Source organism: Endozoicomonas sp. ALD040, assembly GCF_049275945.1.
Taxonomy (GTDB): domain Bacteria; phylum Pseudomonadota; class Gammaproteobacteria; order Pseudomonadales; family Endozoicomonadaceae; genus Endozoicomonas_A.
Genome location: NZ_CP184829.1, coordinates 5,521,182 through 5,547,054, shown reverse-complemented (window position 1 = coordinate 5,547,054; position 25,873 = coordinate 5,521,182). Strand labels below are relative to the sequence as shown.

At 47.9% G+C, this 25,873-nt stretch carries 22 protein-coding genes and 1 tRNA gene; 2 read left to right on the top strand and 21 right to left on the bottom strand.

The annotated features are described in order from the left end of the window. Positions 1-837: 837 nt before the first annotated feature. From ACOJUN_RS20040 to ACOJUN_RS20010, 7 genes are all read right to left on the bottom strand, one after another. Positions 838-930 (bottom strand) — tRNA-Ser (locus ACOJUN_RS20040). A 209-nt stretch (positions 931-1,139) separates the two neighbouring features. Further along, positions 1,140-1,343: a carbon storage regulator CsrA gene (gene csrA / locus ACOJUN_RS20035; protein ID WP_422133656.1), complete on the bottom strand. Its 204-nt coding sequence runs from the start codon at positions 1,341-1,343 to the stop codon at positions 1,140-1,142. A gap of 409 nt (positions 1,344-1,752) precedes the next feature. After that, positions 1,753-2,997 (bottom strand): aspartate kinase, encoded by a 1,245-nt coding sequence (locus ACOJUN_RS20030; RefSeq protein ID WP_422133655.1) that lies wholly within the window; start codon positions 2,995-2,997, stop codon positions 1,753-1,755. A gap of 124 nt (positions 2,998-3,121) precedes the next feature. Further along, positions 3,122-5,743, bottom strand: a complete 2,622-nt coding sequence (gene alaS / locus ACOJUN_RS20025) for an alanine--tRNA ligase (RefSeq protein ID WP_422137105.1) — start codon at positions 5,741-5,743, stop codon at positions 3,122-3,124. A gap of 132 nt (positions 5,744-5,875) precedes the next feature. Further along, on the bottom strand, positions 5,876-6,328 hold the full coding sequence (locus ACOJUN_RS20020) for a regulatory protein RecX (protein WP_422133654.1): 453 nt from the start codon (positions 6,326-6,328) through the stop codon (positions 5,876-5,878). A 3-nt stretch (positions 6,329-6,331) separates the two neighbouring features. Continuing rightward, positions 6,332-7,387: a recombinase RecA gene (gene recA / locus ACOJUN_RS20015; protein WP_422133653.1), complete on the bottom strand. Its 1,056-nt coding sequence runs from the start codon at positions 7,385-7,387 to the stop codon at positions 6,332-6,334. A 98-nt stretch (positions 7,388-7,485) separates the two neighbouring features. After that, the gene (locus ACOJUN_RS20010; RefSeq protein WP_422133652.1) at positions 7,486-7,980 is read right to left on the bottom strand and encodes a CinA family protein; all 495 of its coding nucleotides are present in this window, start codon (positions 7,978-7,980) and stop codon (positions 7,486-7,488) included. A gap of 179 nt (positions 7,981-8,159) precedes the next feature. Here ACOJUN_RS20010 and mutS point away from each other — a divergent pair, with 179 nt between their 5' ends. Together mutS and fdxA are read left to right on the top strand one after the other, a co-directional pair. Further along, positions 8,160-10,766, top strand: coding sequence for a DNA mismatch repair protein MutS (gene mutS / locus ACOJUN_RS20005; RefSeq protein WP_422133651.1), 2,607 nt, complete (start codon positions 8,160-8,162; stop codon positions 10,764-10,766). A gap of 187 nt (positions 10,767-10,953) precedes the next feature. Further along, the gene (gene fdxA, locus ACOJUN_RS20000) at positions 10,954-11,277 is read left to right on the top strand and encodes a ferredoxin FdxA (RefSeq protein WP_257281113.1); all 324 of its coding nucleotides are present in this window, start codon (positions 10,954-10,956) and stop codon (positions 11,275-11,277) included. Between the two features lie 125 nt (positions 11,278-11,402). On the opposite strand, the gene rpoS is transcribed toward fdxA, so the two are convergent. The 14 genes from rpoS to accA form a co-directional block, all read right to left on the bottom strand. Further along, positions 11,403-12,434, bottom strand: a complete 1,032-nt coding sequence (gene rpoS, locus ACOJUN_RS19995) for an RNA polymerase sigma factor RpoS (RefSeq protein ID WP_422133650.1) — start codon at positions 12,432-12,434, stop codon at positions 11,403-11,405. A 100-nt stretch (positions 12,435-12,534) separates the two neighbouring features. Then, the gene (locus ACOJUN_RS19990) at positions 12,535-13,320 is read right to left on the bottom strand and encodes a peptidoglycan DD-metalloendopeptidase family protein (RefSeq protein ID WP_422133649.1); all 786 of its coding nucleotides are present in this window, start codon (positions 13,318-13,320) and stop codon (positions 12,535-12,537) included. A gap of 331 nt (positions 13,321-13,651) precedes the next feature. Further along, the gene (locus tag ACOJUN_RS19985; protein ID WP_422133648.1) at positions 13,652-14,587 is read right to left on the bottom strand and encodes a DUF368 domain-containing protein; all 936 of its coding nucleotides are present in this window, start codon (positions 14,585-14,587) and stop codon (positions 13,652-13,654) included. A gap of 103 nt (positions 14,588-14,690) precedes the next feature. Beyond that, positions 14,691-15,359 (bottom strand): protein-L-isoaspartate(D-aspartate) O-methyltransferase, encoded by a 669-nt coding sequence (locus ACOJUN_RS19980; protein ID WP_422133647.1) that lies wholly within the window; start codon positions 15,357-15,359, stop codon positions 14,691-14,693. A 1-nt stretch (position 15,360) separates the two neighbouring features. Continuing rightward, positions 15,361-16,104, bottom strand: coding sequence for a 5'/3'-nucleotidase SurE (gene surE / locus ACOJUN_RS19975; RefSeq protein ID WP_422133646.1), 744 nt, complete (start codon positions 16,102-16,104; stop codon positions 15,361-15,363). Then, entirely contained in the window at positions 16,085-17,143 is a 1,059-nt protein-coding gene (gene truD, locus ACOJUN_RS19970) for a tRNA pseudouridine(13) synthase TruD (protein WP_422133645.1), read from the bottom strand. The genes surE and truD overlap by 20 nt, the downstream gene beginning before the upstream one ends. Before the next feature lie 34 nt (positions 17,144-17,177). Further along, a complete protein-coding gene (gene ispF / locus ACOJUN_RS19965; protein WP_422137104.1) occupies positions 17,178-17,678 on the bottom strand; it encodes a 2-C-methyl-D-erythritol 2,4-cyclodiphosphate synthase in 501 nt (166 codons plus the stop codon). Then, positions 17,678-18,409 carry a 2-C-methyl-D-erythritol 4-phosphate cytidylyltransferase gene (ispD, locus tag ACOJUN_RS19960; RefSeq protein ID WP_422133644.1) on the bottom strand — a complete coding sequence of 244 codons (732 nt, stop codon included), beginning with the start codon at positions 18,407-18,409 and terminating at the stop codon, positions 17,678-17,680. Before ispD ends, ispF begins: the two co-directional genes overlap by 1 nt. A gap of 185 nt (positions 18,410-18,594) precedes the next feature. Then, complete coding sequence (locus ACOJUN_RS19955; protein WP_422133643.1) at positions 18,595-18,867, bottom strand: septum formation initiator family protein; 273 nt, start codon at positions 18,865-18,867, stop codon at positions 18,595-18,597. A gap of 183 nt (positions 18,868-19,050) precedes the next feature. Continuing rightward, the gene (gene eno / locus ACOJUN_RS19950; protein ID WP_422133642.1) at positions 19,051-20,343 is read right to left on the bottom strand and encodes a phosphopyruvate hydratase; all 1,293 of its coding nucleotides are present in this window, start codon (positions 20,341-20,343) and stop codon (positions 19,051-19,053) included. A 536-nt stretch (positions 20,344-20,879) separates the two neighbouring features. Beyond that, a complete protein-coding gene (kdsA, locus tag ACOJUN_RS19945) occupies positions 20,880-21,734 on the bottom strand; it encodes a 3-deoxy-8-phosphooctulonate synthase (RefSeq protein ID WP_422133641.1) in 855 nt (284 codons plus the stop codon). An 8-nt stretch (positions 21,735-21,742) separates the two neighbouring features. Continuing rightward, a complete protein-coding gene (locus ACOJUN_RS19940; protein ID WP_422133640.1) occupies positions 21,743-23,374 on the bottom strand; it encodes a CTP synthase in 1,632 nt (543 codons plus the stop codon). Between the two features lie 138 nt (positions 23,375-23,512). After that, positions 23,513-24,889 (bottom strand): tRNA lysidine(34) synthetase TilS, encoded by a 1,377-nt coding sequence (tilS, locus tag ACOJUN_RS19935; protein WP_422133639.1) that lies wholly within the window; start codon positions 24,887-24,889, stop codon positions 23,513-23,515. A 32-nt stretch (positions 24,890-24,921) separates the two neighbouring features. Next, positions 24,922-25,872, bottom strand: a complete 951-nt coding sequence (gene accA / locus ACOJUN_RS19930) for an acetyl-CoA carboxylase carboxyl transferase subunit alpha (protein ID WP_422133638.1) — start codon at positions 25,870-25,872, stop codon at positions 24,922-24,924. Between the last annotated feature and the right edge of the window lies 1 nt (position 25,873).

The following is a 25,873-nucleotide window of genomic DNA, read 5'->3' as shown; positions in this document are numbered from 1 at the left end:
TCTTTTAATACTTTCTTTCAGCCTTATTTTCTCTGGCTGTCACTCCCCTGCTCCTTTTAATACCACTACCACACAACTTCTGGCCAACTCGAAAAAACTGTCCTCTGTGGAAATATCCACTTCAACCCACACCCTCAAGGCATGGCTATCTGAAAACGCCAGAAAAGAAAGATTAAGGGTCTATATAGAAGGAGATGGTAAAGCCTGGCTAAAGAGGGGTACACCCTCTTCCGACCCAACACCGGTCAATAGACTGGTTCATAGCCTTATGTTGAAGGATCCATACTCCGATATCGCTTATCTGGGCAGACCTTGCCAGTACATCATGACCAAGTTCTGCAATAAATCAGTCTGGACTTTTGGCCGCTACGACAAGGCTTCTCTGACAAGCATTAACGAGGCTTTAGATTATTTGAAGAAAAAGGGTAATTATAGAGAACTCGAGTTGATTGGTTACTCAGGAGGGGCCACTCTGGCTCTGTTATCAGCGGCCCAAAGGGATGACGTGGCCTCAATCTTGACGGTGGCTGGCAACCTCGACCCGTTTTTCACCAACCAGTTTCATAAAGTCAGCCCAATGCCTTCTGCTCTGAACCCGTTAGATTTTCGAGATAAACTCAGAGACATTCCTCAAAGACATTTTTATGGCAGCAAAGACCCCATAATCCCCTATCAAATTTCAAAGCATTATCGAAATTCACTGAGCAACGATAAGTGTATTTCAATCGTTAGAGTTGAAGGAGCATCACATCACAAAGGTTGGAGCAGAGCATGGAGCAGATTGATAACAACCAGCCTGCCCTGTGATCTTAATGAGAAAGGAAACATTAAAGAATCTGGCGGTGAGGGAGGGATTCGAACCCTCGATACGGCTACAAACCGTATACTCCCTTAGCAGGGGAGCGCCTTCAGCCTCTCGGCCACCTCACCGCATGCGCAATTAATACTACTGTTCGCACCCTGGAATGCAAGCTTTTTCTTCTTACTTACGACCAGAGACTTTTATAAAGGTTCTAAAGTTTGTCACCTTATCGGCAAACGCATTATCGCTCCTTAATCGAGACATTTTTCATAGATAAAAAAATACCCGGGCTGTTAGCCGGGTATTTTTCACTGAATTCGGTGTTAAAACCAGATACTCAGTAAGGCTCAGAGGCAGACGGAACACCCCCGTGCTCTTTCTCTTTCTGAATTCTCTGGTAGATCTCTTCACGATGAACGGCAACTTCTTTTGGCGCATTGACTCCAATACGCACCTGGTTACCTTTAACGCCCAGCACAGTGACAGTGACCTCGTCCCCGACCATCAGGGTCTCTCCTACGCGGCGAGTCAGAATCAGCATTACAATCTCCTTATTTACATCTCTGTAAGTCAACGACCGTCAATCCTGAGCACGGTGATGCTTTGCTTGATTGACCTTAGCCCCAAATACGGGAACACTTTCTCAGCAAGGCAGCTACTGCCAGATCACCGTTTCATGCTTGAGAAGCTCTCAGCCAACAGAGTCTAGCCACCGAACCCAACATTTCCATGCGTATTTTTACTAGCAGAGAAATGTAGTCATCAAAAAAATCACATTTTGTAAGTTTTTAACAGGCACAACCCATTCTAGTTGAAGAATCCATGCCTGACGGGAATGACGGTGTATTTGTCCGATATTCCTCCTGACTGTTGATCAAACCAGTCTCAGAGCCATTCGGGTTTAGCACGTTGAACTGCAGCATTCCCTTTTCAAGATACCCTACTCAACCTTAGACTTCGCTACTCTCTACAGGTTCCCTATCCAGTTCAAATACAGAGTGAAGAGCCCTTACAGCCAACTCGAGATACTTCTCTGCGATAATAACGGAAACTTTGATTTCAGAAGTTGAGATGATCTGAATATTGATACCTTCTGCAGCCAGAGCCTGAAACATCCGGGTGGCGACACCTGCGTGGGATCTCATACCCACACCGACGATAGAAACTTTAGCGATTTTTTCATCACCGTCATATTCGCGTGCACCCAATTCCTTACAGACTTTGGCACAAACATCAAGAGTGTTCTGATAATCATTACGGTGCACAGTAAAGGTAAAATCAGTGGTACGATCATCTGACACGTTCTGAACAATCATATCCACTTCAATGTTGGCCTGACTGACAGGACCCAATATTCGGGATGCGACACCTGGAATGTCAGGTACACCTTTAATAGTAACTTTCGCTTCATCCCTGTTAAAGGCTATACCAGATACTACCGGTGATTCCATAGCTACATCCTCATCGTCGATCGTAATTAGAGTTCCGGGGCCTTCCTGCATGGAATGCAGTACCCTCAGTTTGACATTATATTTTCCAGCGAACTCAACCGCCCGAATCTGCAAAACTTTTGAACCCAGACTGGCCATTTCCAGCATCTCTTCAAAAGTAATCTTGTCCAGTCTTCTTGCCCCCTCCACAACTCGTGGATCGGTTGTATAAACACCGTCGACATCTGTATAAATCTGACACTCATCTGCCTCAAGAGCAGCTGCCAAAGCAACGGCTGTAGTATCGGAGCCGCCTCTTCCAAGAGTTGTAACATTGCCTTCAGCATCACACCCCTGAAAGCCAGCGACGATCACTACACGACCCTGATCAAGGTCAGCCCGCACCTTCTCTGTATCTATATGCTGTATACGAGCTTTTGTGTGAGCCTGATCCGTAACAATGGAAACCTGACTACCGTTATAAGAACGGGCAGGACAGTTACGCTCATTAAGAGCCATTGCCAGAAGGGCTATTGTGACCTGCTCACCGGTGGAAAGCAGAACATCCATCTCTCTGGGTGTGGGTTGTTTTTGAATACTGGACGCAAGATCAGTCAGTCGATTGGTCTCGCCACTCATTGCTGAGACAACGACAACGACATCATGCCCCTTATCCCTGAACCCTTTCACCTTGTCAGCTACTCCCTGGATGCGATCCAGGTCCCCAACAGAGGTGCCGCCAAATTTTTGTACTAACAGCGCCATGTTTATATCGTTCTACGTCAATCAGCCAACGCCGGAATTTAACACGAATAGCTTTATTAAAAAAAGCTTACGATAAAAAAACGAGCCATATGGCTCGTTTTTTTATCGGGGTAAATCGATCACATTACAGACGTTCTTGTAACCATGGTACTATAGATTCAAGCGCTTCTTTGATTTTGGAAGCATCTGAACCACCACCCTGAGCAAAGTCTGGACGACCTCCACCACGACCATTGACCTGACTGGCAACCATTTTCAACAAGTCACCCGCCTTCACCCTATCAGTAAGATCTTTGGTTACTCCCGCTACCAGAGGGAACTTAGAGTGGCCAGGGACAGCCAGAAATACGATACCGGTCTGGAGCTTACCTTTCAGCTGATCGACCATGTCACGGAGAGACTTAGGGTCTACTCCCTCTAACTCAGTAGCCAGCAACTTCACACCATCGACATCAATTGTCCTGGACAGAAGGTCAGCACTGTCGGCAGAGGCCAGCTTCTGTTGAAGTTTATGAAGCTCTTTCTCAAGTTCTTTATTCCGATCGAGAAGAGAAGAAACTTTATCTTGTAAATTGTCCTGAGAACCTTTTACCAGACTTGCGACCGATTTCAGGGTATCTTCCAGTTTTTCCTGATAATCAATCGCAGCTACACCTGTTACAGCCTCAATGCGTCGCACACCCGCTGCAATACCGGACTCAGAAATAATTCTGAATGAACCGATATCACCCGTACGACTAACGTGAGTACCCCCGCAGAGTTCAACAGAGAAGCCTTCAGAACCCATAGAAAGCACGCGAACCTCTACACCGTACTTTTCACCAAACAGAGCCATTGCGCCTTTAGCCTGAGCAGCTTTCATATCTAACAGCTCGGTTTTCACCTGACTATTATTACGGATCTGCTGATTAACCAGTCTCTCTATAGCCCGGAGTTCTTCTGGCTTAACCCCTTCAAAGTGGGAAAAGTCAAAGCGAAGTTTGTCATGATCTACCAGAGAGCCTTTTTGAGTAACATGCTCACCCAGAACCTTGCGAAGTGCAGCATGAAGCAAATGGGTGGCAGAGTGATTCTGCTCCGTTGCCTTTCGGGCTTCAACATCAACGTAGGCACTCACAATATCACCAACTTTTAATTTACCCTGGGATACTTCTGAGATATGAAGATGACTGTCGCCCTGTTTCTGAGTGTCCAGCACTTTAACCTCGCCACCCTCAAACCTGAGCGAGCCGCTATCACCCACCTGACCACCAGATTCTGCATAAAAAGGTGTTGACTGCAGAACGACCGTCGCCTGTTGACCTTCAGAAATAAAATCAACTGACTGTCCATCAACAAACAGAGCAGTGACTTCAGCTCCGTCCTGAAGACTTTCATAGCCCCTGAAATCAGTAGCTCCCTCAATAACCAACTGTTCGCTGTAGTCCACGCCAAATTTGCTGGCTGCGCGGGCCCTTTCTCGCTGAGCCTCAAGTAACTGCTCGAAACCTTCTTCATCTACCGCCAGCTTACGCTCTCTGGCAATGTCACTGGTCAGATCAACGGGGAAACCATAGGTATCGTAAAGCGTGAACACTACATCACCAGGAATAACACTATCCTCAAGCCCCTGGAGCTTGCCTTCCAGCAGTTTCATTCCCTTATCGAGCGTTTTAGCAAACTGCTCTTCTTCCTGTAGCAATATTCTCTCTATCTGCGCCTGATTTTTTGCAAGATCAGGATAAGCATCACCCATCTCACGCACCAGAGAAGCTACCAGCTTATAGAAGAACGACCCAGTAGCTCCCAATTTGTGTCCATGGCGACATGCGCGACGGATGATACGTCTGAGTGTGTATCCGCGACTTTCGTTAGACGGCACGACGCCATCGGAAATGATAAATGAGCTTGAACGGATATGATCGGCAATAACGCGCAGTGAAGCCTCTGGTGTTGGTACACCACCCAGAATTCCGGAAGCATCATTCAACAGGTTCTGGAAGATATCGATATCATAGTTACTATGCCCTCCCTGCATAATCGCAGAAATCCTTTCCAGCCCCATACCTGTATCCACCGATGGCTTGGGCAAAGGTTCCATCAGTCCATCCACCTGACGGTTGTATTGCATGAAGACAATGTTCCAGATTTCAATAAAACGATCGCCATCTTCGTCCGGAGTTCCGGGTCGACCACCCCAGATATGATCACCGTGATCATAGAAGACTTCTGTGCAAGGTCCGCAAGGACCGGTATCTCCCATCTGCCAGAAGTTGTCAGAGGCGTACGGAGCTCCTTTGTTGTCACCAATACGAATGATATTTTCAGCAGCAACACCGATCTCATTAAGCCAGATGTCATAAGCCTCATCGTCTGATTCATAAACCGTAACGCAGAGACGCTCAACGGGCAGTTGCAGTTTTTCAGTCAGGAAAGTCCAGGCAAAACGAATGGCGTCCTGCTTGAAATAGTCACCAAAGCTGAAGTTACCCAGCATTTCAAAAAAGGTGTGATGACGGGCAGTGTAGCCCACATTTTCAAGATCATTGTGCTTACCACCAGCACGAACACACTTTTGGGACGAGGTTGCTCGTGTATATGCTCGCTGTTCCCTGCCGAGGAATGCTTCCTTAAACTGGTTCATACCTGCATTGGTGAACAGCAGGGTTGGATCGTCGTGAGGCACCAGAGAACTACTGGGTACGACTTCATGCCCATTTTCTCTGAAGTATTCAAGAAAAGCAGAGCGAATCTCAGCACTTTTCATATATTTCACACGAGTCATACAAGTCTTCCAAACGGGAGATTAAACAGCAATCTATAAAAGACGAACATTATATAGAAGGGAAAGAAAAACAGCCATGCAGACTCTGTTTAAGTTAAATGTTGTTCATATGGGCTAAGTTAAAAATAGCTGCTTTAGACAATTTGAAATCTGAAGACTGGTAAAGCCTCTCTGCGCCAGAAACCGATACTGTTTAGATCTTTCCCCCGCTCCAGCGGGCAAGTTATTACCAAATTTGCGACACCTACTGGATCTTGCCATCTCCAGCCAGACATCATCGTCCTCAAACAGAAAAGATGAGATTACTTGATCAGCAAGGCCTTTCCTGCGCAAATCAGAGCGTATTCTGACGGGGCCATATCCTTTTTCTGTTTTTGAACGAACATAACTCTCGATAAAGCGCTCATCACTTTGGAGACCTTCGTCTTGCAATCTCTCAAGTGCAGGAACCACATCAAAATCAGGGTAACGCCGACTGAGCTTTTGCTGAAGCTCCTGAAAACTGTGTTCACGGCGTGCCAGCAAATCCATGCCAGCACGGCGAATATCTTTGTCAAAGACTTCCAAAACTTATTCCGTCAGAAGTTCATCCTGATGCTTTGCATCTGATTTTGCAGAGGCTTCAGACCCAGGTTCTGCAGAACCCAACAATTCAGCTCGAATCTGTGCTTCTATCTCTTCAGCAATCTTTGGATTGTCGGTCAGATATTGAGCAGCATTGGCCTTACCCTGACCAATTTTCGTACCTTTGTAGGAGTACCAGGCGCCGGATTTCTCGACCAACTTCTGTTTAACGCCCAAGTCAATCACTTCACCCATGTGATAAATACCCTGACCGTAAAGAATCTGGAACTCAGCCTGACGGAAGGGAGGAGAAACCTTGTTCTTGACCACCTTGACCCGGGTTTCATTACCAGTAATTTCATCACCCTGCTTCACTGCACCGGTTCTGCGAATATCCAGACGAACAGAAGAATAGAACTTAAGAGCATTACCACCCGTGGTAGTCTCGGGGTTACCAAACATTACACCAATCTTCATACGAATCTGATTGATGAAAATAACCAAACAGTTTGCCTGTTTGATAGAACCCGTGATTTTTCGCAGAGCCTGAGACATCAAGCGTGCCTGAAGGCCGACATGAGAGTCACCCATATCCCCCTCGATTTCAGCTTTGGGAACCAGAGCCGCAACGGAGTCTACAACAATGACATCAACCGCACCGGAACGAACCAACATGTCCGTAATTTCCAGTGCCTGCTCTCCGGTATCAGGCTGCGAAACGTAGAGGTCATCAACATCCACACCCAGCTTGCCAGCGTACTGAGGATCCAGAGCGTGCTCAGCATCTACGAAAGCACAGGTAGCACCCTGCTTCTGAGCTTCTGCAATTACACTGAGCGTCAGTGTGGTCTTGCCAGAAGATTCAGGACCAAAAATCTCAACTACACGACCCTTTGGTAGCCCCCCTATTCCCAACGCTATGTCCAGTTGTAATGAGCCTGTAGAGATAGCTGGAATGGCTTCCTGCTTCTGGTCACCCATGCGCATGACCGTTCCTTTACCAAACTGGCGGTCAATCTGACCCAGAGCCGCCGTTAATGCTTTCTTTCTGTTCTCATCCATTATTCAAATCCACCCTTTTAGTACAGGCCACTATTCTTTAAGTATTCAAATCTTTAGATACTGTATATTTAAACACTATCTGTATATTTGTCCAGCATTTATCTGGAAATTCTATCCGCCAGTTTAATCAAGCCGTCCAGAGCGACATCAACGGCCTGTCTTCTCACTTGCTCCCTGTCTCCGGAAAAGTGAAAGACCTCAGTCGTTACCTGATCGTTAAAACACCAGCCAACCCATACTGTACCCACCGGCTTTTCATCAGTCCCACCTTCAGGGCCAGCAACGCCAGAAATGGAAACACTCAAGGGTACAGAAAGGCGCTTGACAGCACCCAATGCCATGCTTTCCACAACAGGCTGACTGACAGCACCGTAACGATCAATCAGCGCAACAGGCACACCCAGAAACTTGTGTTTCATAGCATTGGAGTAGCTGACAATGGCGCCTTCAAACCAGGATGAACTACCGGCAAGAGAAGTAAAAACCTGACTGAGCCAGCCACCAGTACAGGATTCAGCAGCAGCCACTTTCAAGTTTCCAGCCTGAAGTTTTCCAGCCAGCAGCAGCAGCTTTTTGTCAAAATCTCCGGACATCAATTTCGCCTCTGGGTCAAATAGGAAGAGTTTTTTTGAATCGGGTCAGACATACATTCAACTGCCCGCAGCTGCCAATAGCTAAAGATAAACCATTGTTGCCATGAAAACAGCCAGCTTTTCATAGTAAAATGACAGATTGTTTGTCAGCAACCTGAATTCAAGGCTTACCCTCATCTATGAGCCAGCGCAAAGACACCCAGAGTCAGCATACACCAATGATGCAGCAATACCTGCGAATCAAACAGAAGCACCGGGAGCACCTGGTATTCTATCGCATGGGAGATTTTTACGAGCTCTTCTATGACGATGCCCGTAAAGCTGCGGAGTTATTGGATATAACCTTGACAACCCGTGGACAGTCCGCCGGTGAGCCCATTCCCATGTCAGGTATCCCTTACCATGCTGTAGAGGGTTACCTGGCTCGCCTGGTCAGACTGCGCGTTTCTGTCGCCATTTGCGAGCAAGTTGGCGACCCGGCTTCATCAAAAGGCCCTGTTGAAAGAAAAGTCGTCCGGATCCTGACCCCTGGTACAGTGAGTGACGAAGCACTGCTGGACGAACAGCAGGACAATCTTCTGACCGCACTGACCCGATCAGAAAATCGATATGGAATAGCCTCTCTGGATATCAGCAGTGGTCAATTTACAGCAGTAGAAGTCGAGGGTGAAGAAGCGCTGATGGCAGAAGTTGAGCGTATCAACCCTGCCGAAATTCTCATCAATGACAGTGTTGAATGGCCAGTCCGAATTGTTGAACGTCCGGGGACAATCAAGCGCCCGCCCTGGGACTTTGATCGTGACAGCGCCTATGAAGGATTAACCCGTCAGTTTCAAACCAAGAACCTGCAAGGATTCGACTGCGAATCATTAACAGTCGGTCTGGAGGTGGCAGGCTGTCTGTTGCAATACGCCAAGGAAACACAGAGAACTGCCCTGCCCCACATTCGAAGCATCCGGCAGGAAGTTCGCGAAGAAAGCGTAGTCCTTGACGCAGCCAGCCGAAAAAACCTGGAACTAACCCAGAACCTCAATGGTGGCCGGGATCACACACTCTTGTCAGTACTTGATAAAACAGCGACCGCTATGGGCAGCCGATTACTTTCAAGATGGCTGAATCGCCCCCTGAGAAATCTTTATAAGTTACAAAAACGCCAATCCATTCTCTCAACAATAAAATCTGGCTATTACTTCGAGCAGATTCAACCCTTGCTTCGCGGCATTGGCGATATTGAGCGTATTCTTGCCAGAGTAGCATTAAAATCAGCCCGTCCAAGAGATTTGGCTCGTCTGAGAGATGCTCTAAATCAGCTGCCTGAGCTGCAATCCATTCTCAAAACGATCGACAATGAGGACATTCATAAGCTGGCTGAAGCCATCAGTGAACACCCTCAGGTTACAGATCTACTGAGCCGGGCCATTATCGAAAATCCGCCCGTCATCATCAGAGACGGCGGCGTCATTGCGGAGGGCTTTGACACAGAACTGGATGAGTTTCGTGCTCTCAGTCAGAACGCAGGCGATTATCTTGTTGAACTGGAAAAAAGAGAGAAGGAGAAAACAGGGCTACCTAGCCTGAAGGTCGGCTTTAACAGGGTTCATGGCTATTACATTGAGCTCAGCCGAAGAGAGTCTGAAGACGCTCCGGTAGACTACATACGTCGCCAGACACTGAAAAATACAGAACGTTTCATCACACCGGAATTAAAAGAGTTCGAAGATAAGGCTCTGTCCAGCAAAAGCAGAGCGCTTTCCAGGGAGAAAGCACTTTACGACGAATTACTGGTTAATCTTCTGGAAGCACTGGGCCCTCTTCAGGAAACAGCCATGAGCATCTCCGAACTGGACGTTCTGAACAACTTGTCAGAAAGAGCTGAGACTCTGAACTTCTGCCAGCCAGAACTGTGCCCGGATCCTGGCATTCATATTGAAGATGGTCGCCACCCGGTTGTCGAACAGGTGTTAACTGAGCCCTTTGTCGCCAACAATGTAGACCTGCATGCAACAAAAAGAATGCTTGTTATCACTGGCCCAAACATGGGTGGTAAATCGACCTATATGAGGCAAACGGCACTGATCGTCTTATTAGCCCACGTAGGGAGTTTTGTTCCTGCCAACCACGCAAAAATTGGTCTGGTAGACAGAATATTCACCCGAATAGGCTCATCCGATGACCTGGCCGGGGGACGATCCACGTTTATGGTGGAAATGACTGAAACGGCCAATATTCTGCATAACGCCTCAGCAAGCAGCCTGGTTTTGATGGATGAAGTGGGTCGGGGAACCAGCACATTCGATGGCTTGTCACTGGCCTGGGCCTGCGCTCATCACCTGGCCGACACCGTCAAGGCATTCACACTGTTCGCCACTCACTATTTTGAGCTGACTCAACTACCAGACGAGTGCAGCTCAGTTGCCAACGTTCATCTGAATGCTACAGAACACGACGATAAAATTGTATTTTTGCACTCGGTTCAGGATGGCCCTGCCAGCCAGAGTTACGGTTTACAAGTGGCTCAGCTAGCTGGCGTCCCGAGAAATGTAGTCTCTCAGGCGCGATCCAGGTTGCAACAATTGGAAGAAGGCTCAACTGATCAGGCTATGCGACAGCCCCCAAAACAGGCCAAAAAGGGTTGTCATGAGAACCCGACTCAGGCAGATATGTTTGCAGCTTCACAACCACATCCGGCCGTCGAAGCACTCAAAGATCTCAACCCTGACAACCTGTCACCCCGTCAGGCTCTCGGGTTGCTGTACGACCTCAAGTCACTGATTGCGCAAAACTGACTATGCTCATAACTGGTTAAACTACTACCTTAGAAACAATACTGGTAGACTTGTCGCCTCGACTGGTTAGGCCTTGCGTCAAACCAGTCAGGGATATGCGATTGGAAATGTCATTCCTGATGGTGACATTTCATGAATGTATTGTGACTGACTTATCATCAGCCTGAACAAACGGAGTGTAACCATCATGACTTTCGTAGTGGGTGAAAACTGCATAAAGTGCAAATACACCGATTGCGTGGAAGTGTGTCCCGTAGATTGTTTTTACGAAGGACCCAACTTTCTGGTCATCCACCCGGACGAATGTATCGACTGCGCCCTCTGTGAGCCTGAGTGCCCAGCCAATGCGATCTTCTCCGAGGATGAGGTACCGGAAGATCAGCAGGAGTTTATTGAACTCAACGCCGTACTTGCTGACGTCTGGGATAACATTACAGAAAAAACAGATGCACTCCCCGACGCGGAAAAATGGGATGGCGTTAAAGGTAAGCTTGAACATCTGGAACGATAGAACCAAGAAGATCACTATAGGAAAAGTGTGCAGAACGACCTTGCAATGATTCGGGCGTTAACTCTTTCCCAAACAAAAAGCCATGACCCCAAGATCATGGCTTTTTTATTATCAAGGCACTGCTATCAGCTAAAAAGAGACTCCCCGGACAACCCCTGTTTCTCAAGGATCGAGCGCAATCGCTTAAGAGCCTCAACCTGTATTTGCCTGACTCGCTCTCTTGTCAAACCAATTTCCTTACCCACTTCTTCAAGGGTACTGGTTTCGTAGCCCCTTAAACCAAACCTTCTGGCCACCACTTCACGCTGCTTTTCAGAAAGCTCTCCCAGCCACTTGTCCAAACTGTCATTAAGATCAAGATCCTGAAGCAATTCCGCTGGATCAGACTCCTTCTCATCAGAGATGGTATCAAGGATGGACTTATCAGAATCCGGACCCAATGGGGTATCAACAGAAGTGACACGCTCATTAAGCCCCAGCATCCTTTTAACGTCATCGACTGGTTTATCCAGCAGTTGCGCAATTTCTTCCGGGGTAGGATCATGGTCCAGCTTTTGAGTCAGCTCTCGAGCCGCCCTGAGGTAAACATTGAGTTCCTTGACCACATGAATAGGCAGACGAATGGTGCGCGTCTGATTCATGATGGCCCGCTCAATTGTCTGACGAATCCACCAGGTGGCGTATGTTGAAAAACGGAACCCACGCTCAGGATCGAATTTTTCAACCGCCCTGATGAGACCCAGATTTCCTTCTTCAATAAGATCCAGTAGTGTCAGTCCACGATTCACATACCGCCTTGAGATCTTCACAACCAGGCGCAAGTTACTTTCAATCATACGACGCCTGCCCGCTTCAACACCTCGACGGGCAAGACGCGCATAATGCACCTCTTCCTCTGGTGTTAGCAGAGGTGAAAAGCCTATCTCGTTGAGGTAGAGCTGAGTGGCATCAATGGATTTATAGAAACCGTCATCATCACGACGGGCCCTACTGTAATCTGACGCGCTCGGTGTAAGTGTCTGCTGTGCAGGCTCTTTCTCTTCAACTTCTTCATTTTGATTGAGATCAGAGTCCAACACGTTATCAATTTCACTCTTTCCCTGGGTAAAATCCTCAGCAAAATTATTTTGCTCTGAGTCTTCCCTCTTTGCTGCCATAAGAGTCAGTCCTATCCGAAAGCCCCACTGTCTGTCGAACAACCAACTGAGAGTTGAGTCGACACCCGTGAGATCCCTCTACCGACACCGCAGAATGAAATCAGCGTACAGGCAGGAATCGCATCGGGTCGACCGGTTTGCCATTATGCCGAATTTCAAAATGCAGCTTAGGCTCTGTCGTTCCTGTAGAACCTATTTCGGCTATCTTCTGGCCTGCTTTAACTGAGTCTCCTTCACGCACAAGCAACTCCTTATTGTGAGCGTAAGCGCTCAGATAGCTGTTGTTATGTTTCATAATGATCAGCTTGCCATAGCCAGCGAGCTCACTACCCGCGTAAACCACCTCACCAGCGGCAGCTGCACTTACAGGCTCTCCCAATTTGCCTCTGATATCAATCCCTTTATTCAGCCCATTGCCGTTGTGGTATCCCTGTACCACTTTTCCATTGGCCGGCCAGCGCCAACTTGAAATATTGGATGATCGTTCTACCTTCACAGGCATTTTTACTGTTGTTTTTTTAACCGCAGCAGACTTGGATGAAATGGTTGTGCTCTTTATTACAGGACCTGGAGAGTGAGATACATAGCTCGAGGAAGTCAAATTGATATGTTGGCCCGGAAAGATCGTGTAAGGTGAACGTATTCCATTGACAGCAGCTAACTCTTTGTAATCTCTACTATAAAGCCAAGCTATTGAAAAAAGAGTTTCGCCGCCACGGACAATATGACTACCACTAACTACTTTGGGGGGTAACCTGAGCTCTTTAACCTGAACTGAGGAAGGGTCATGAGAACACCCTGACAGTAACAGAGTCAATACTATCCAACCGAATATTCTTGAGCAAACACTCAAATTAATTTCTTGCCCAAGACGATCACCTGTCATTGACTCTGCTCCATACTCAGCCTCCGAGGCACGTCCCACAATATAATAAATTAGGATATATTTAAATTTTCTTAATCTAAAAAAATATATCAAAAAAAGTGATAACGCCTATATCTCAGCGCAGTTTACCTACAAAGGATCATCAGTACCGAAACATTCTTTTCATATCAGCCACCTTCCAGACTGTCTGTCAGGAATGTATTTAGTTCGTGAGACCAGGACACCAACACACAATTCTGCAAAGAATCTTTAGAACAGCCGGGAGCAGCAACCAACCCTTGACAACTATTAAGAATTAATTGCTCACTTATGCAGCAAGAGAGCCCAATAGTTAATTTTCAGTAAAACGATTACTGAATTTCTCAAGCAGAACAACCAGCAAAATACCTGAGAACATTAAAGTAATGGATGGCAACAGGTAAGCCGACTGACCAGAAAGCGCTTCATACGTCCAGGGAGAAATATTTCTTTCCAGGAAGGGAACTTCCTGCCCCGAACTGTTTATTCTCGTTTCCAGGGTTTCTTTCCACGGCCATACTTTTCCCAAGGCACCGAGCATCAGCCCTGTCAGATAAGACAGAGTCAGATCACGATGCTGCTTTAACAACCAGGAGAGGATATGAGAAAATGTCAGCAACCCGACAATGCATCCAGATCCAAAAATCACCAGCAACAGAATATCCAGATCTTTCACGGCAGCCAAAACAGCAGGGTATAATCCCATCAATAACAGGATAAAACTGCCAGAAATGCCCGGCAAAATCATCGCAGAAATAGCAATGCAACCAGCAAAGAACAACATCAGATAAGAAGGAGTCAGAGATGTAGGCGTCAGCGTCCCGATAAAATAGGAGACACCACAGCCAAGCATAAGAAGTATCATAGAAGCGACAGTCCAATGCTTTATCTGTTTTAGCATATGAATCCCTGAAATCAATATCAGACCAAAGAGGAAAGACCATATGAGTTCCGGGTAACTTTCCAGCAGGTACGTAATAAGATGCGAAAAACTCACTATACTAATCAACACACCGCCAAACAGCAGAACCAGAAAACTCCCATCTATATGCTTCCAGCATTCAGCAACCCCTCCGGATTTGAGCTTGACCAGCAAACCGGGATTGATACTCTTCAAAGCATTTAACAGACGATCATAGACACCAGTGATAAAAGCAATAGTACCTCCTGAAACCCCGGGAACAACATCGGCAGCCCCCATCGCCACCCCCTTGAGCAGAATACCCAGACTTTCTTTCATCTTTGACATAATCCAACCTGTCTTATTCTGTAATGCATAAATCAGCAAGAGACCCGTTTATCTTTTAAGAGCGACCCGACTGGTTTTCATTCTTGAGATACAAAGGAGTGTATTACTTCTGAATCCCATCCAGTAATGGCACAAACCGCACAGCTTCAAGCATTTCTTTCTTGAAGGTATCTCCCTGACGGGTGATCCGCAATAAATCCTGAACACTGCGACCTCCAACAGGAACGATGAGACGACCATTATCTTCGGACAACTGCTGTAATAGCTCTTCAGGTATCTGATCCGGGGCAGCTGTCACAATGATTCCATCAAAGGGGCTCATGACTGACCAACCCATACCACCGTCGCTAAGTTTAAACTGAGCATTGTGAATAGAAAGTGCTTTAAGCAATTTCTTCGCTCGTTCATGGAGGGGTTTGATACGCTCAACGGAGTATATTTTTTTTACCAGCGGCGATAGGACCGCTGTCTGGTAACCAGAACCCGTGCCTATTTCAAGTACTCTGTTGAGTGGACCTGCTGCCATGAGAGCCTCTGTCATTCTGGCCACAATATACGGCTGCGACAGTGTCTGCCCGAAACCAATAGGCAAGGCAGTATCTTCATAAGCTCTGTGGGATAGCGCTTCGTCCACAAACAGATGTCTCGGTGTATGTCGAATGACCTCCAGAACCTCGACAGAGTCAATCCCCTGATCTGAAAGTCGATGGATAAGACGCTCCCGGGTTCTCCGGGAGGTCATTCCTATACCATGAATATCAACCTCTTTCATATCATCTGCCCAGCCATTCACTGAGCGCAGAGAGCGTTGCATGATGAGTCTGGTCGTACTGAAGGGGTGTTACTGAGACTAAACCTTCAGCAATTGCATGGAAATCAGTACCCTCACCCGCGTCCTGTTCTTTACCAACAGGAGCAATCCAATAGACATGCTTTCCCCTGGGGTCCAATACTTTAACAGGTTTTTCAGGCCTTTCCCTGTGCCCCAAACGAGTCACTGCCAGCCCCTGGAGCTTTTCATAAGGCCTATCGGGCACATTAACATTTAAAATGGTTCTTTCTGGCAGAGATAATTGCTCAAGTCTGGGGATCAATTCTCTGACCACCCTTCCTGCTGTGATGAAGCCTTGTTCACTTTTGCCACAGGCAGACACAGCAATGGCAGGTAAGCCCATGAAACGACCTTCCATAGCAGCACCTACTGTCCCTGAATAAAGAACATCATCACCCAGGTTGGGGCCATGATTGATGCCTGAAACAACAATATCCGGCTCTTGTTCCAACAGCGCATTGACCGCCAAATGAACGCAATCAGCCGGAGTTCCATCAACACTGTTGAAACCATTGGAATGCTCAGTCACCCTCAGGGGACGACCCAGGGTCAATGAACTGCTCAAGCCCGAACTGTTCCTATCAGGAGCAAAGACAATTCTCTCACCCAGGCCATCGAGCGAACTGTACAGGGTGGATAACCCAGTAGCTAAAACACCATCATCGTTACTGAGCAGTATTCTCACCGAAACATCCTTCTATACATTCTAAAGCTTCCCTCAATACTGCTGTTGCAAAACAGCCTTTTGGAAGAGAAAATTGAAGTTGAACACAATCATCTGATAACCATTTCCAGCTCATAGCTGCAGGTATCAGACGGATGGCCCTTCTCTCCTGCTTTATACCTGCCTGCTCCAAACCTTCACACAACAACAGGTTGCGTGCAGAAATCTCTTCTTCCATCTTTCTGCAATCCGATCCTGAAAGCAACTCCCCTCGACCCCAGAGAGGCGCGGTCAATGAGACTTCTCCCGATTCAATTCTTGTCATCAGGTCCTGGTCATGGTCCCGCAGAATTAAACTACCACTGTCCTGAAAACCGGGTACATCTCCTTCAAGGTAGCGGGTCCAGTTGTGCTGACTGACGCGCTCAGAAACGACCTGATTAAATATCCAGGAACGTGCTGCAGACAAATACATTGCGCGTTTGTTTCTGTGAGCCTTGAAACTGTCGGTAAACATCAGCAATGCCCGATCAACATTAGCGCCCTCATGACCAAAGCGTTGCTCTCCAAAATAGTTGGGCACACCTTGACCGGCGATCAACTTCAAGCGTTCTTCCAGCAGCACCTGCGGCACATTTACATGCCTTAAAGTGATGATAAAGTGATTACCTTTCAATGCTCCGGTCTTGAGCTTTTTACCATGTCGGGTCGCGGCAATTATAATCAAAGATTCGCTATTCAGCTGCGACCATTCCGGGGAGTCCTGCCCGGGCAGCCAGACACTAAACCACTGACGTGTAACACCATGGCGATCCTTTCGTCCTGCATAGCTGACTGCAGAGCGTTTTACACCAGCGAATCTGGAAAGCCGCCCTGCTACCCAATCGGTATTTTCTCCGGTTTTCTGAACATTGACATAGGCATGCTCCCCTTCACCTTCCGGAAGAAAGGGCAGCTCTTCTTCAACGATGAAATCCTCAGGCAGAGACTTGAAAGCGCACTGCCCCAGTGGACCACCCCAGCAATAAGACCAGGATGGTGTGTAAGAAATTTGATTCATTAAACAATAATCTTTCGGGTATAGCGCAAACGGATCAACAAAAAAGGCCTTTGCTATGAGTCAGAAGCACCACCGCATGAACTGCTATACCTTCTTTTCTCCCGGTATAGCCCAACTTCTCAGTTGTCGTTGCTTTTACATTGACAGCTTCAGTTTCGATCTGAAGATCTCTGGAGATATTTTCTTTCATGGCAGGAATATAAGCAGCCATTTTTGGTGTCTGGGCAACAATAGTGCTGTCGACGTTGACTACCTGGTAGCCATTCTCATGAATCAATGTCACCACATGCTTGAGAAGCTGTCGGCTGTCGATTCCCTTATACCTTGGATCTGTATCCGGAAAATGCTGACCGATATCACCCAGAGCAGCCGCTCCCAGTAATGCATCACAAACGGCATGAAGGAGAACATCGCCATCAGAATGGGCTAAAAGCTTATGGCTGTGTTCAATAGTGACCCCGCCCAACACAATGCTGGCATCAGCCGCCACTTCATCGGAAAAGCGGTGCACATCAAAACCGTGACCAATTCGCATCATACTGTCTCAATCAGTTTATCTTGCTGTTGAATGTAGAGGGCTGCAAGTGTCAAATCAGCGCTACGGGTCACCTTGATATTATCGCTGTGCCCTTCGATCATCAGCGGCTTGAATCCAGCGTATTCAATAGCACTGGCTTCATCCGTGACGGGCATTCCGTCATCCAGCGCTTTTTTGAGTGCATCGTAAAGCAGCTTCATTCGAAACATCTGCGGGGTCAGGGCATGCCAAAGCTCATCCCGATCCACGGTCTCAGTCACTTCGCCAGAAGAAGAAGTGCGCTTCATAGTATCTCTGACAGGCATTCCCAACAAACCGCCGGTGGCGTGGCCAGCTAACTGTTTCACAAGCCACTCCAGATCGGAATGACGAATACAAGGTCTGGCCACATCATGCACCATCACCCAATCCTCGGCATCTGCCAACTCGGACAAAGCCTTCAGCCCATTCAAGACGGAATGGTAACGCTCATCCCCTCCCTGCACCAACATAATTCGCGAATCCCGCAACATCTCAATATTTTTGTAGTACTCATCTTCAGCACCAATCACAACAATCAGTTTCTCCAACACAGAAAAACCCAGCAGACGTTCAAGAGTGTGTTCTATTAAGGTGCGACCATGAATCTCAAGATACTGCTTGGGGATTGTACTCTGCATTCTACGCCCCACTCCAGCGGCAGGAACAATTGCCCAAAAACGGGGCTCAAGAGGGATACTCGTACTCACATTGTCACCTACGAAAGGTCATAAGGAACCTTTTGCAAACAGAATATGTTTCAGTCTGTTATAAATCTGAAACGCCACTTAAATAGCCGATCAGGAACCTGCCCCGATCTATAAAATAGCTGCAATGATGAGCGTTGTGGAATTTTTTGCCCGGTATTGAGCCAGTATTAAAGTAGCTGGAACACTCAGTCATATATCAGATAAAACGTTTCATCTTTCTTGATCATCCCCAAATCAAGACGTGCGTGCTCTTCCAGGGTTTGCAAACCGTTTTGCAGCTCAATAACTTCGGTAGCGAGCAAGCGGTTTCGCCGATACAAGCGCTCGTTTTCCCGCTCCTGCTGCTCAATCTGTTTTTTGATCGCTACCATTTCGGCCACACTTCCCTCTCCCGTCCAGAGTTGAATCTGAAGGACCAACAGTGCCAGAAGAAGTAATGTATGCACCAGCTTTAGCATCTGAATCTCTCATTGTTTCCAGCCATTGAGTCTATCAAAGCCTGTAAAATGTGCCCACGATGAAAACAGAAAAAACTAGAATACCCGAAAAGTGATCATAAAAATAAAAGCAAAGGCTCGTTACACAGAACAAAGGGAGACATTAAAAGCCTCCCTTTATTGACGCGCTAATCAAACAACCTGTCAGGCACGCTTGAATTCAGCGAGACCACGATATGGAGCTTTTGTACCCAGCTCTTCTTCAATACGGAGCAGCTGGTTGTACTTGGAAATACGGTCAGAACGGCACAGAGAACCGGTCTTGATCTGACCTGCAGCAGTTCCCACAGCCAGATCTGCAATAGTAGCGTCTTCTGTTTCACCGGAACGGTGAGAGATCACCGCAGTGTATCCAGCATCTTTGGCCATCTTGATGGCCTCCAGCGTTTCAGTCAGGGAACCGATCTGGTTGAACTTGATCAGGATAGAGTTAGCGATACCTTTCTCAATACCTTCCTTGAGAATCCTGGTATTGGTTACAAACAGGTCATCACCAACAATCTGGATCTTGTCGCCCAGAATTTCAGTCTGATATTTGAAACCGTCCCAATCAGACTCGTCCAGACCATCCTCGATAGAGATAATCGGGTACTCTTCACAAAGATTGGCCATGTAGTCAGAAAACTCATTGGAAGAGAAAATTTTGCCTTCACCCTTCATATTATATTGGCCGTCAACATAGAATTCTGATGCCGCACAGTCCATCGCCAAAGTAATATCAGTACCCAGCTTGTAGCCAGCTGCTTCAACTGCTTCTTTAATGACAGCCAGCGCGTCAGCATTAGAAGCGAGATTGGGCGCGAAACCACCTTCATCACCTACCGCAGTATTCAAGCCTTTGGCAGACAGAACTTTCTTCAGGGCATGAAATACCTCAGCACCCATGCGCAAACCTTCAGCAAAAGTCCTGGCAGCGACTGGCTGGATCATGAACTCCTGAATATCGACGTTGTTGTCAGCGTGCTCACCACCGTTGAGAATGTTCATCATAGGAACCGGCATGATGAACTGGCCAGAAGTGCCGTTCAGGTCAGCAATATGCTGGTAGAGAGGTATTTTCTTATCTGCAGCAGCGGCTTTTGCTGCGGCCAGGGATACTGCAAGAATGGCATTGGCGCCCAGAACACTCTTGTTCTCGGTACCATCCAGCTCAATCATGGCCGCATCCAGTCCACGCTGATCAGCGGCATCACACCCCAGCAGAGCTTCACGGATAGGTCCATTGATGTTGCCCACAGCCTTCAGGACCCCCTTACCCAGGTAGCGAGATTTGTCTCCATCACGCAGCTCCAGAGCTTCACGGGAACCGGTAGAGGCTCCGGATGGTGCAGCAGCACGCCCCATGGCACCCGATTCCAGAATGACATCGGCTTCTACGGTTGGGTTACCGCGAGAATCCATGATTTCGCGGCCTTTGATTTCAACAATTTTTGCCATAATAGCTTTCTCTCTACACAAATGCCGATAGACGATGAAAAGTACGTTGCTTCACTCTTGTTGCACAGAAAGACAAAAATACTTTTCACAACACCATGTCTATGAAGGGAAATATACCTGACCTGACCGGGCAGTGAGGAATCTTACTGTAGACCGATGAAGTCTGAGATCCAGATCTTCCCAACCCAACCATCTCAGCCCGATTAGATAATAATACTGATTCAATTTTCCAGTGCCATTATCCAATTGGACTGTTTTTAGCTTCCCAGACGCTGCAGTGCGGACACTATACCAACTCCCGGCGGGTTATCAACTATTGCACACAGCAACACCGAAAGCGCAAAGATTAAACTTGAATTCAATGGAAGCCCTTGATATCACAGTGATGAAAAACGGATAACAATGAGCGAATGAAGCTTGATAAAAAAACGAACCCCAGCCTCTTAAAGACAGAACCCTTTGCCGCCATCAAAGAGATTATTTTTGACAAAAAAAACCGCCGGAATTCGGCGGTTTTCTTACATCGAACGGAACGCTCAATGGGTATCCAGCTCGGGCATTGACTTAACAAGATCGTCAATAGCCTTCACCTGTACCAGAAAGCCTTCCAACTGAGAGAGACGCAGCGCTGAGGGACCATCACAACGAGCTGCATCCGGATCAGGATGGGCTTCCAGGAAAAGACCTGCCAAACGGGTCGACATACCGGCCAGAGACAGCTCAGTCACCTGATGACGACGACCGCCGGAAGCCGCTCCCATTGGATCTCTGCACTGTAGTGCATGTGTTGCATCAAAAATAACGGGAGACTGGCCACTCACCTCTTTCATGGTACGAAAGCCCAGCATATCAACCACCAGGTTGTCGTAACCATAAGAAGATCCACGTTCACAGAGAATAACCTGCTCATTGCCCGCCTCAGCAAACTTGTCGACAATATTACCCATCTGCGAAGGACTCAGAAACTGAGGCTTCTTGATGTTGATCACAGCACCGGTTTTGGCCATGGCAAACACGAGATCGGTTTGACGCGCCAGAAAAGCTGGCAACTGAATAACATCAACCACTTCAGCTACCGGTTGGCACTGATAAACTTCATGAACATCGGTGATCAACGGCATTCCGAACGTCTCCTTCAGCTCCTGAAAGATCTTCAGACCTTCTTCCATGCCCGGCCCACGATAAGAGTGGATGGAAGAACGGTTCGCCTTGTCAAAGGAAGCCTTGAAAATATAAGGAATACCCAGCTTCTCTGTAACAGCAACATAGTGCTCTGCTATTTTCATAGCCATGTCACGAGACTCGAGCACATTCATGCCACCAAACAGCACGAACGGCTTGTCGTTAGCTACCTGAAGAGAGCCTACAGAGACTGCTTTCTGTTCAGACATACGCGCCCTTAATCCTGTTTAGCCTGATAGTTTAAAGCCGCTTCAATGAATGACTTGAAGAGCGGATGCCCATCCCTCGGCGTAGAAGTAAACTCGGGATGAAACTGGCAGGCCACAAACCAGGGGTGCTCCTTGACTTCTACCATTTCAACCAGAGCATTGTCTTCAGAGCGCCCGGAAATAACCAGACCAGCATCCTGGAGCGTTTCGAGGTAATTGTTATTGACCTCATAACGATGACGGTGCCGCTCAATAATAATGTCTTTAGCGTAAGCAGAGTGAGCCTGTGTACCAGAGATGAGGTTACACTTCTGGGCCCCCAACCTCATAGTTCCCCCCAGATCGGACGCTTCGGTGCGAGTTTCTAAAGCACCATCGGAAGCCAACCACTCAGTAATCAGACCTATCACCGGATGCTCGGAGTTTTGATCAAACTCTGAGCTGTTGGCTCCTTCCAGACCTGCCTTGTTACGAGCGTATTCAATAACAGCGACCTGCATACCCAGACAGATACCCAAATAGGGAATCTTGTTCTCACGAGCATGACGAACCGCCTGAACCTTGCCTTCCACACCGCGATGTCCAAATCCACCAGGCACCAGAATCGCACTGACACCTTCCAGACGACTCAGTCCCTCCTGCTCAAGCAGTTCGGAATCAACATAACGGATATTGATCTTGGTACGGGTTTTCAATCCGGCATGGCGAACTGCTTCAATCAGGGATTTATAAGCATCCAGAAGCTCCATATATTTGCCCACCATGGCAATAGTCACTTCCTTTTGCGGGTGGGTGTCACGATCCACAACATCTGCCCACTCAGACAAATCTGCAGCCGGAGCATCCAAACCAAACTTGTCGACAACAATCTGGTCCAGTCCCTGCTCATGGAGCATCTGGGGAATGCGGTAGATAGTATCTGCATCTTCCAGAGAGATAACCGCACGCTCTTCAACGTTAGTAAACAGGGAGATCTTGCGACGGGCAGAGGCTTCAATAAACTGTTCGCTTCGGCAAACCAGAATGTCTGGCTGAAGACCAATGGATCGTAGCTCTTTAACAGAGTGCTGGGTAGGCTTGGTCTTGGTTTCGCCCGCAGTCTTGATAAAGGGCACCAGGGTCAGGTGCATCAGCAAAGCACGGGAAGAACCCAGCTCAACTTTCAACTGGCGAATCGCTTCCAGGAATGGCTGAGACTCAATGTCACCCACAGTACCACCAATTTCAACCATAGCTATATCTGCGTCACCAGCCCCCTGAACAACGCGACGTTTGATTTCATCGGTAATGTGGGGAATAACCTGAACCGTACCGCCCAGATAATCACCACGACGTTCTTTACGAAGAACGTCCTGATAGACTCGACCCGTGGTAAAGTTGTTGCCCTGCTTCATGGTGGTGCGCACAAAACGCTCATAATGGCCCAGGTCGAGGTCGGTCTCCGCACCATCTTCAGTAACAAACACTTCACCATGTTGGAACGGGCTCATGGTGCCAGGATCAACGTTGATATAAGGATCCAGTTTGAGCATCGTCACCTTAAGACCGCGTGCCTCAAGGATAGCTGCGAGGGAAGCTGAAGCGATGCCTTTGCCCAATGAGGAAACAACACCACCCGTGACGAAAATATAACGCGTCATTGTTATCTGCTGACTCTTAAATGCGGGAAAAAAATGAATACTCAAGATGGGAGATCAGGATACCAAAATCACTGCTAAACGTAAAACACATACTGAGAAAATGCGTAGAAAGTTTGGTTTAAGTCCTGCCGTACAGACTCAGTCATCGGGACACCAGGACAGGCGTCTGCCAGCACCGGGCTCACAGGCGTACGTGTCTGTGACAAAAACCCCTGGTAACGCCACCAGCTGATCCCCATGAAAAACAAATGGAACAGACTCCCTGACCCAGGGGGGAACTTTGTAGTCCTGCAACCAACGTTTGATCGTCTTACGGCCGTCACGACCTTTCACAGCGACTTTTAGCCCCGCAGGCAGCTCAGAACGAAACAATATACGCAATGCCGTTTCCGGGAGCCGGACATCCCCTCCCTCTTCCAGCGCTAAACGCCCCCCCGAAAAAGGCAGCTTGATGACTTGCTCCGCACGCCACTGCCAGTCAAAACCTTCTCTCTCAATAGGCTCAGGTTTACGAAGCAGCACCAGCTTTCCTGCAAAGCGGCGTAACTGAAAAGCACCTATTAAGACAACAGGCTCAGCATCCTCTGCCGCTTCAATCAAATCTGTGAACAGAGCGTTCAGTCGGATTCTGTCTGGCATTTGGACCTGATGAGAGGCCAGCCAATAGCGAACCACTCTCCGGGCTGCAAGACCATTAATAAGCTTGAGCGCCTCCAGATCTAAAACGCTGCGTTCACCCCAAAGCCGGGAAGGCGGGGCTTGAATAATCGGCCGGGCGTACTGCGCTGTTTGCTCAAGGAGCATCTGATTCACTTCAGAAACGTCCTCGGAAAACTGCGCCAGCCGAGCTGCAACACCTGGCCAGACGGCCTCAATCTGCGGCATCAGATTTTGCCTCAGGAAATTACGCCGAAACCTCTGATCCTGGTTGGATTCATCTTCGACAAACACCAAACCATAATTTTTCGCATAGTTTTCAATGGCTTGCCTGGAAACATTAAGCAGAGGTCTTAGCAAGACTCCACCACCTAACCCTCTTGAAACGGGCATACCGGCCACACCATCCAACCCGCTGCCTCGCAGCAATCGAAAAAGCACTGTTTCCGCCTGATCATCCTGATGATGACCCATCAACAGACAACCACCATCAGGCAGACGGTCTTCAAAAACGGCATAGCGTGCTTCACGGCCCTGTCGTTCAATATCCGAGGATGACTCAATAGCAACTTTGACCACCTCCAGAGGAACCTGCCATTGTTCACAAAGGGACAGGCAATGCTCTGCCCATGAGTCGGCGTTCTCACTGAGCCCGTGATGAATATGAACTGCCGAGAGAGACTTAATCTTCCCCTGTTCACGAAGAGACACCGATAAATGAAGAAGAACGGTAGAATCCAATCCACCGCTAAACGCCACTAAAACTGGCTTCCCTGCAATGCCTCTGATTTGCTCAGAAAGATGCTCTGTTAAGGAGAAAAATCTTTCGTCACTGGATGAAATGAAAGACTTTTTCAATCGTCGATTCTTTTCGAAAGGCTGATCCGCCATCAGACAGCGCCGTAATCCCTGATGCGCTGGTAACGACTTTCTATCAATTCATCAGCGGCCATTGTCTCCAGCTTCCGGAGTTCCTCCTCCAGGGCAACACCCAGTGTAGAAGCCATCACTTCTGGCTGACTGTGAGCACCACCCAGAGGCTCCATGACCAGACGATCAATGAGTCCCAACTCCATCAGCCGGGATGCAGTTACACCCATGGCTTCTGCGGCTGTGGAAGCATATTCAGACTTTTTCCAGAGAATCGATGCACAGCCCTCCGGAGAGATCACCGAGTAGATGGAGTTCTGCAACATCAGCAGCTGGTCACAGACACCAATAGCCAGCGCGCCACCGGAGCCCCCCTCTCCGATAACAGTAGAGATAATGGGCACTTTCAGGCGAGACATAACGGCCAGATTGTAGGCAATGGCCTCACTCTGTCCACGCTCTTCCGCGCCAATTCCCGGATAAGCACCCGGCGTGTCGATAAAAGTCATGATGGGCATTTTGAAGCGCTCGGCCATCTCCATGAGCCGACAGGCCTTCCGGTAGCCTTCGGGCTTGGGCATACCAAAATTACGAAGCACTTTGTCCTTGATTTCACGGCCTTTCTGATGACCCATGACCATCACCGGACGACCATTGAATCGGGCAATGCCACCGATAATTGAAGGATCATCTGCAAAGTGACGATCACCATGCAGCTCATCAAACTCGGTAAAGAGATGTTGAATATAATCCAGAGTGTAAGGACGACGCGGATGTCTTGAAAGCTGAACTACCTGCCAGGCAGACAGATCAGAAAAAATCTGCTCAGTCAGGGTCTTGCACTTTTCTTGCAGGCGGCTGACTTCATCAGTAATGTTCAGTTCGGCATCGGTGCCAACCAGTCTTAGCTCTTCGATCTTGGCTTCCAACTCAGCAATCGGCTGTTCAAAATCCAGATAATTCGGGTTCATA